Source organism: Acinetobacter sp. YH01018, from assembly GCF_013420295.1.
GTDB lineage: Bacteria > Pseudomonadota > Gammaproteobacteria > Pseudomonadales > Moraxellaceae > Acinetobacter.
Genome location: NZ_VOYL01000019.1, coordinates 48,022 through 54,199 on the forward strand (window position 1 = coordinate 48,022; position 6,178 = coordinate 54,199).

The window sequence follows — 6,178 nt, forward strand, 5'->3', positions numbered from 1 at the left end:
ATGGTTTCCTATTGCACAGGATAAGCTGAATCTGGTGAGTGATGCTGTGCATCAATGGCCGCCTGCACTTCAACCACATCATCGAACCAATGACGTACGCCATCAATTTCCTGATAGTTTTCATGCCCCTTACCGGCAATGACCACAATATCACCTGCCTGAGCCTGTTTCACTGCAAATTTGATCGCTTCACGGCGGTCATGAATTTCATGCACGCGATGTGCTGAAAAATCAATTCCGGCTTTCATGTCGGCAAAAATCTGTTCTGGGTCTTCGGTGCGCGGATTATCTGAAGTGATCAGCACGACATTGGCATGGTCCAGGGCAGCTTGTGTCATTAGCGGACGCTTGCCACGGTCACGGTCGCCACCACAGCCAAAGACTGCCCATAAATTTTTCGCTACATGGCGTTTTAAGGTGGTCAGTACCTGAATCAGGGCATCTGGCGTATGGGCATAATCCACTACAAACAGGCGCTCGCCATCACGAATGACCTGCATACGACCCGGCGCACCTTTCAGTTGTGCTGCAACTGCAATCAAATCAGTCAGCTTAAAGCCAGCCTGCTGTGCAGCAATCAGACTTGCTACAAGATTTTCTACGTTAAAATGACCCAGCAATGGGCTATTGACTTCAAATTCACCATCCGCAGTGATCAGTTTAAAGTAGGCACCGTTTAAACTATATTGAATATTTTCAACCTGATAGTCAGCTGTCTGAGTGGTTGAGTAAGTAAGGATTTTCGGTTGGGTCGGATTTGATTGGGCAGCGTCAATCATGATCTGTGCATGTTCATCATCAATGTTGATAATAGCTACTTTCAAAGTCAAAAATTTGAATAATCGCGACTTGGCTTCAGCATAAGCTTCAAGCGTTCCGTGATAATCCAGATGATCGCGACTCAAGTTACTATATGCCGCAATTTCGATATCACAGCCATTTAAACGCCCCTGTTCCAGACCATGCGAGCTGGCTTCAATCGCTGCAAATTCAGCACCGACCTGCGCATATTCATGTAAGGCATTTTGCAGCTGCAAAGCATCCAGCGTAGTATGCGTAGAGGCTTCCAGATTCGGTAAAATACCGTTACCGGTGGTTCCCATCACGGCGCATTTCTTGCCTTGCAACATCAGCAGTTCAGCAATTAAACGCGAGATGGTGGTTTTACCGTTGGTTCCTGTCACTGCAATAATGCGCGCGGCATTTACAGCTTTGGTCGCTTGTAAATACTGTTTTTGCCACTGTCCCATCAAATGACGGACATTCGCTACCACTATACTATTTTCCAGACCTAACTCTGTTTCGCTGACCACAGCCAGAGCCCCCCTTGCCAAAGCCGATTGGGCAAACTGCAAGGTTTTTTCAGGCTGAGAAAAACTAGTCAGGGCAATAAAAATTTGCCCTGCGTCAACTTTACGACTATCTAAACTAAAGCCAGTGAATGGCTTGCTCATCCATCCAGCGGTTTTCTCAGTATGGTAGATATCTTGAAATGTAATCGACATTTATCACCTGTTACTGGATTTTGGGAGTATCTAAAGGTTTATCTAAAGGCACGTTCATCAAACGTAAGGATTCCTGCATCACACGTGCAAACACTGGCGCGGCCACCAAACCGCCGTAATATTGTCCTTTCGGGTTTTCCACCACAATGACCATCGCCAAACGCGGATCACTGACCGGTGCCATACCGGCAAACAGCGCACGGTACTCACTATCTGAATAACCTTTACGGTCTGCACGCAATTTATGCGCAGTACCGGTCTTACCTGCCACACGATAACCTGGAATATTCGCCTGTTGTGCTGTACCACCCGGCAAGGTCACAGCTTCCATCATCAGCAAAACCTGATCGGCAATTTTTGCATCAATAATCTGTTCGCCTTTCGGTGGCTGTTCTAATTTATATAAGCTTAAAGGGACTTTGACCCCTTTATTGGCAATCATGGCATAAGCATCGGCAATTTGCAGTACCGTCGCATTCAAGCCATAGCCATAGGCCATGGTGCCCACTTCCGAAACATTCCATTTGCTTGGCGGCAAAATCAGACCCGCACTTTCACCGGGGAATTTCACCGCAGAACGCTGTCCCAAACCTACGCGTTTATAGAAAGTCGGTAAAGTTGCATAAGGCAGTGACAAGGCAATTTTTGCCACACCCACGTTGGAAGATTTCTGGATGATGCCGCCTAGGGTCAGTGCGCCATAGTTATGCGTATCACGGATGGTATGGTTACCAATACGCATACTGCCCGGCGAAGTATTGACGATAGAGTTCGCGGTATATTTGCCACTTTCCAGCGCCATCGCCACCGTCAGCGGTTTCATGGTAGAACCCGGCTCAAACGAGTCCACGGCACCGCGGTTACGCATGGCATCTTTATTGGCCAGACTCTTTTTATCGTTGGGATTATATGAAGGCCAGCTGGTCATGGCCAGAATTTCACCAGTTTTGACATCTACCGCAATCGCGGTTGCAGAGCGGGCATTATTGGCCACACCGGCAGCAGTCAACTCACGGTACATAATATATTGCAGCCGTGAATCGATACTTAAGGTGATATTTTCCCCAGCTTCGACTTCCTTGATAATTTCAGGATCTTTAAAACGGTTGCCTTTTTTATCACGCACAATCTGCTGTTCGCCATCATGACCAGATAAAGTCTTATTCAGCTGCATCTCCAGGCCTTCAATCCCCACGCCTTCACTATTGGTTAAACCAATAATCTGCGCATTGGGCTGCGGCTGCGGATAGTAACGTTTATAGTTTTTCTCAGTATAAACCCCCTGGAACTCACGCTTGGCAATCAGTTCCGCCTGCTGGGGCGGAATTTCTTTTTGCAGCACCAGATAACGTGAACGAGGTTTGTCGTTCATTTTCTTTTTCAGCTCGGCACGGTCGATGCCCACTGCATCAGCAAGCTCATCCAAATTGAGGTTTTTATCGGGTAACTGGCGTTTCAGTTTGCGATTATTGGGATCTTTGGCCAGTTCAGCAGTAATCTCGTCAAACTGTTTTTTGGTTTCAAAATAGTCACGCGGATCAATCACCACCTTCATCACTGGCGTACTGATAGCCAGAGGTACACCATGACGGTCATAGATGACGCCACGCATCGCCTTGATTTTTTCAGTTCTTAAAATATTGGCATTGGCCTTGTTTTGTAAAAAGTCCTTATTGATCACCTGCACATAAAATGCACGACTCACCAGAGCTAAAAAGCAGAGTAAAACCACGCTCCACATCAAATAAAAACGCCACATGTCTACACTGAGGGCATTTTTCTCACTAATTGGCTGCTGCTTTTTGCGTGTTGCCTGTGTTGTTCTTTTGTCCACCATAATTACAGCTAGCCCTATTTTTTATCTTTTGAAGTCATTGGTAAAGCAATTACAACCGTCTGTGCTGCAGGAGGCGAATACATGCGCAATTGCGTTACTGCACGCGTGCCAATCTGTGCCGTCGCACCAAAAGTTTGTTGTTCAATCAGCAAACGACCCCACTCTGCATTCAGATCATCCCTTTCCCGCATAAAAGAACTGAGTTCGCGGTAGTCATGACGATATTCAAACACTTGAAATACCACCATGATTGCACTGACAAAGACCAACATCAGCAAAATGATATAACTGATGAATTTTTTCATCGGTTTTTTGTCAGTTTTCTTTTCAACAACTTCAGTTTTCATTATTCGCCTTTTGAAGCTAAGCGCTCTGCAACTCTAAGCCATGCACTACGAGAACGAGGGTTGGCCTTCACCTCTTCTTCACTGGCACGGACTCGGGAAATTTTCTTTAAACGACGGGTATCTTCCCGCTTTTGTGGTAATCCCCAACTAGTATCTTCCGCTAAAGTCGATTCTTTTTGAATAAATTGTTTAATTAAACGGTCTTCCAGTGAATGGAAACTGATCACCGCCAAACGTCCCTCGGGTTTTAAAACTTCCACAGCCTGTGGCAAGAAAGCTTCAATATCATCTAATTCTTTATTAATGGCAATACGGATGGCCTGAAAAGTTCGGGTTGCCGCATGTTTGTTTTTTTCCCATTTCGGGTGGGCAACTTTGACAATTTCTGCCAGTTGAGCCGTAGTTTCAATATAACCGGCAGCTTTAATGGCTTTGGCAATACGGCGGCTATAACGTTCTTCACCATACTGGAAAATGATATTTGCCAAGGCTTCTTCTTCAATATCCACCAGCCACTCGGCCGCCGTTGGACCTTGCGAATTATCCATACGCATATCCAGTGGACCATCTTTCATAAAACTAAAGCCACGTTCCGCCTGATCCAATTGTGGCGATGACACGCCTAAATCCGCCATCACCCCATCCACCTGGTCAATACCCAATGCTTCCAGCTCCTGCTTTAAATCGGCAAAGCTGGCATGAATAATCTTGAAACGTGAATCTTCCAGTTCCAAAAGTGCCGCTGTTTGCAAAGCTTGCGGATCTTTATCAAAGGCATAAACACGTGCATTTTCATCTAACTTAGACAGCAATAAACGGGTATGACCGCCGCGACCGAAAGTCCCATCGACATAAATTCCTGTATTGCGATCTGCCAACAAGGCATCAACAGTTTCGTGAAGTAATACAGAAATATGCGACATAAGGGTTCAATCAATACTAGGAAAAATGTAACTGCACATTATTACCTTGTTTTGATAAAGCTCCAAACGACTTTTTGTAGGGAAATATTACTTTTCATAGAGAAAACCGTTTTTAGGAATATTGAACCAAATTTTGCTGTGAATGCATATTCTTTTAAAAACCCAATTCTTCTCTTTATTGTTTGTTAGAATCTGCCAAACTTTGCTGAACCAATAAAAATAGAGAACTACCACTCATCTTTTTTAAATTTATGCCTTCTTCAAAATAAAAAAGCCAATCACAGATGATTGGCTTTTTAGATCACGCAAAATTAACGTTTGCTATTATAAATCTGGTCAAAAATCGCACCATTCACAAAATGGGTCTGTTGTGCTTTAGCCCAACCACCAAATACCTCATCAATGGTAAAGGTTTTTAGTTTAGGGAATTGAGCAGAGTATTTTGCTAACACTTCCGGGTTACGCGGACGGTAGTAGTATTTTGCTGCCATTTCCTGACCCAATGGTGAGTACAAGTAATTAATATAACCTTTGGCTAACCACTTGTTACCGTTTTTCTCGACGGTTTTATCCACGATAGCAACTGATGGTTCAGTTAAAATAGACATGGATGGATAGACAATTTCAAACTTGTTTTTGCCCAAAGTTTTTTGCGTCACCAGAGCTTCATTTTCCCAGGTCAATAACACATCACCAATACCACGTTCCGCGAAAGTCGTCATTGAAGCACGTGCAGCCGAGTCCATCACTTTAACGTTGTGGTACATTTTACCGACAAAGTCTTTGGCTTTGGCCTCATTACTCCCCGGTTGTTTCAGCGCATACCCCCAAGCCGACAAGTATACCCAGCGTGGTAAACCACCTGTTTTCGGGTTCGGAGTAATAATCTGTACGCCTGGTTTGGTTAAGTCAGACCAGTCTTTAATATGCTTTGGATTACCTTTACGCACCATAAACACGATGGTGGAAGTATAAGGCGCAGAGTTATGCGGGAACTCTTTTTGCCAACCCGGTTGAATCTGGCCGGACTTGACGATTTCTTCAATATCATTGGCCAGAGCCAGAGTCACCACATCGCCTTTTAGGCCATCCACTACGGAACGTGCCTGTTTACCTGAACCACCATGCGACTGTTTAAAATTGACAGTACGGCCGGTACGTTCTTTCCAGTAAGTACCAAAAGACTTGTTGAATTCTTCATAAAATTCACGCGTTGCATCATAAGATACATTTAAAAATTCACGTTCTGCCGCCTGAGCAGAAGTTGCAGTAAAAGCCATGCCGGTAGCAAGCAATGCTGCACTGAATAAGGCTTTAAATTGAGTTTTCATGACATACAGATCAATTATCTTCATTAATGCTAACTATATGAAATAAAGTCATAATCCGCAATTCATCAAACTTAGGCGTAACCGATTAAGATAAAAGGTTTTTCTACTTAACCTGAGTTCGATATAAAAAAGAGTAGAAAAAAAGCCCTGAATTTATAACATATTGGTTCTCAATACAAAATGTTATAAAACAAGGCTTCTCGATGGATCATATTACCGAATTATTTTGTATTTT

At 44.1% G+C, this 6,178-nt stretch carries 5 protein-coding genes; all 5 read right to left on the bottom strand.

What is annotated here, in order from left to right; all coding sequences use genetic code 11:
• Nucleotides 1-8: 8 nt before the first annotated feature.
• A complete protein-coding gene (locus FTT83_RS08640; protein ID WP_180043057.1) occupies nucleotides 9-1,505 on the bottom strand; it encodes a UDP-N-acetylmuramoyl-L-alanyl-D-glutamate--2,6-diaminopimelate ligase in 1,497 nt (498 codons plus the stop codon).
• A 10-nt stretch (nucleotides 1,506-1,515) separates the two neighbouring features.
• Complete coding sequence (ftsI, locus tag FTT83_RS08645) at nucleotides 1,516-3,342, bottom strand: penicillin-binding protein PBP3 (RefSeq protein ID WP_180043058.1); 1,827 nt, start codon at nucleotides 3,340-3,342, stop codon at nucleotides 1,516-1,518.
• Between the two features lie 14 nt (nucleotides 3,343-3,356).
• Complete coding sequence (gene ftsL, locus FTT83_RS08650) at nucleotides 3,357-3,689, bottom strand: cell division protein FtsL (protein ID WP_180043059.1); 333 nt, start codon at nucleotides 3,687-3,689, stop codon at nucleotides 3,357-3,359.
• The gene (gene rsmH, locus FTT83_RS08655; RefSeq protein WP_086197217.1) at nucleotides 3,689-4,612 is read right to left on the bottom strand and encodes a 16S rRNA (cytosine(1402)-N(4))-methyltransferase RsmH; all 924 of its coding nucleotides are present in this window, start codon (nucleotides 4,610-4,612) and stop codon (nucleotides 3,689-3,691) included. Before rsmH ends, ftsL begins: the two co-directional genes overlap by 1 nt.
• Nucleotides 4,613-4,923: 311 nt before the next feature.
• The gene (locus FTT83_RS08660; RefSeq protein ID WP_180043060.1) at nucleotides 4,924-5,943 is read right to left on the bottom strand and encodes a sulfate ABC transporter substrate-binding protein; all 1,020 of its coding nucleotides are present in this window, start codon (nucleotides 5,941-5,943) and stop codon (nucleotides 4,924-4,926) included.
• Nucleotides 5,944-6,178: the final 235 nt, after the last annotated feature.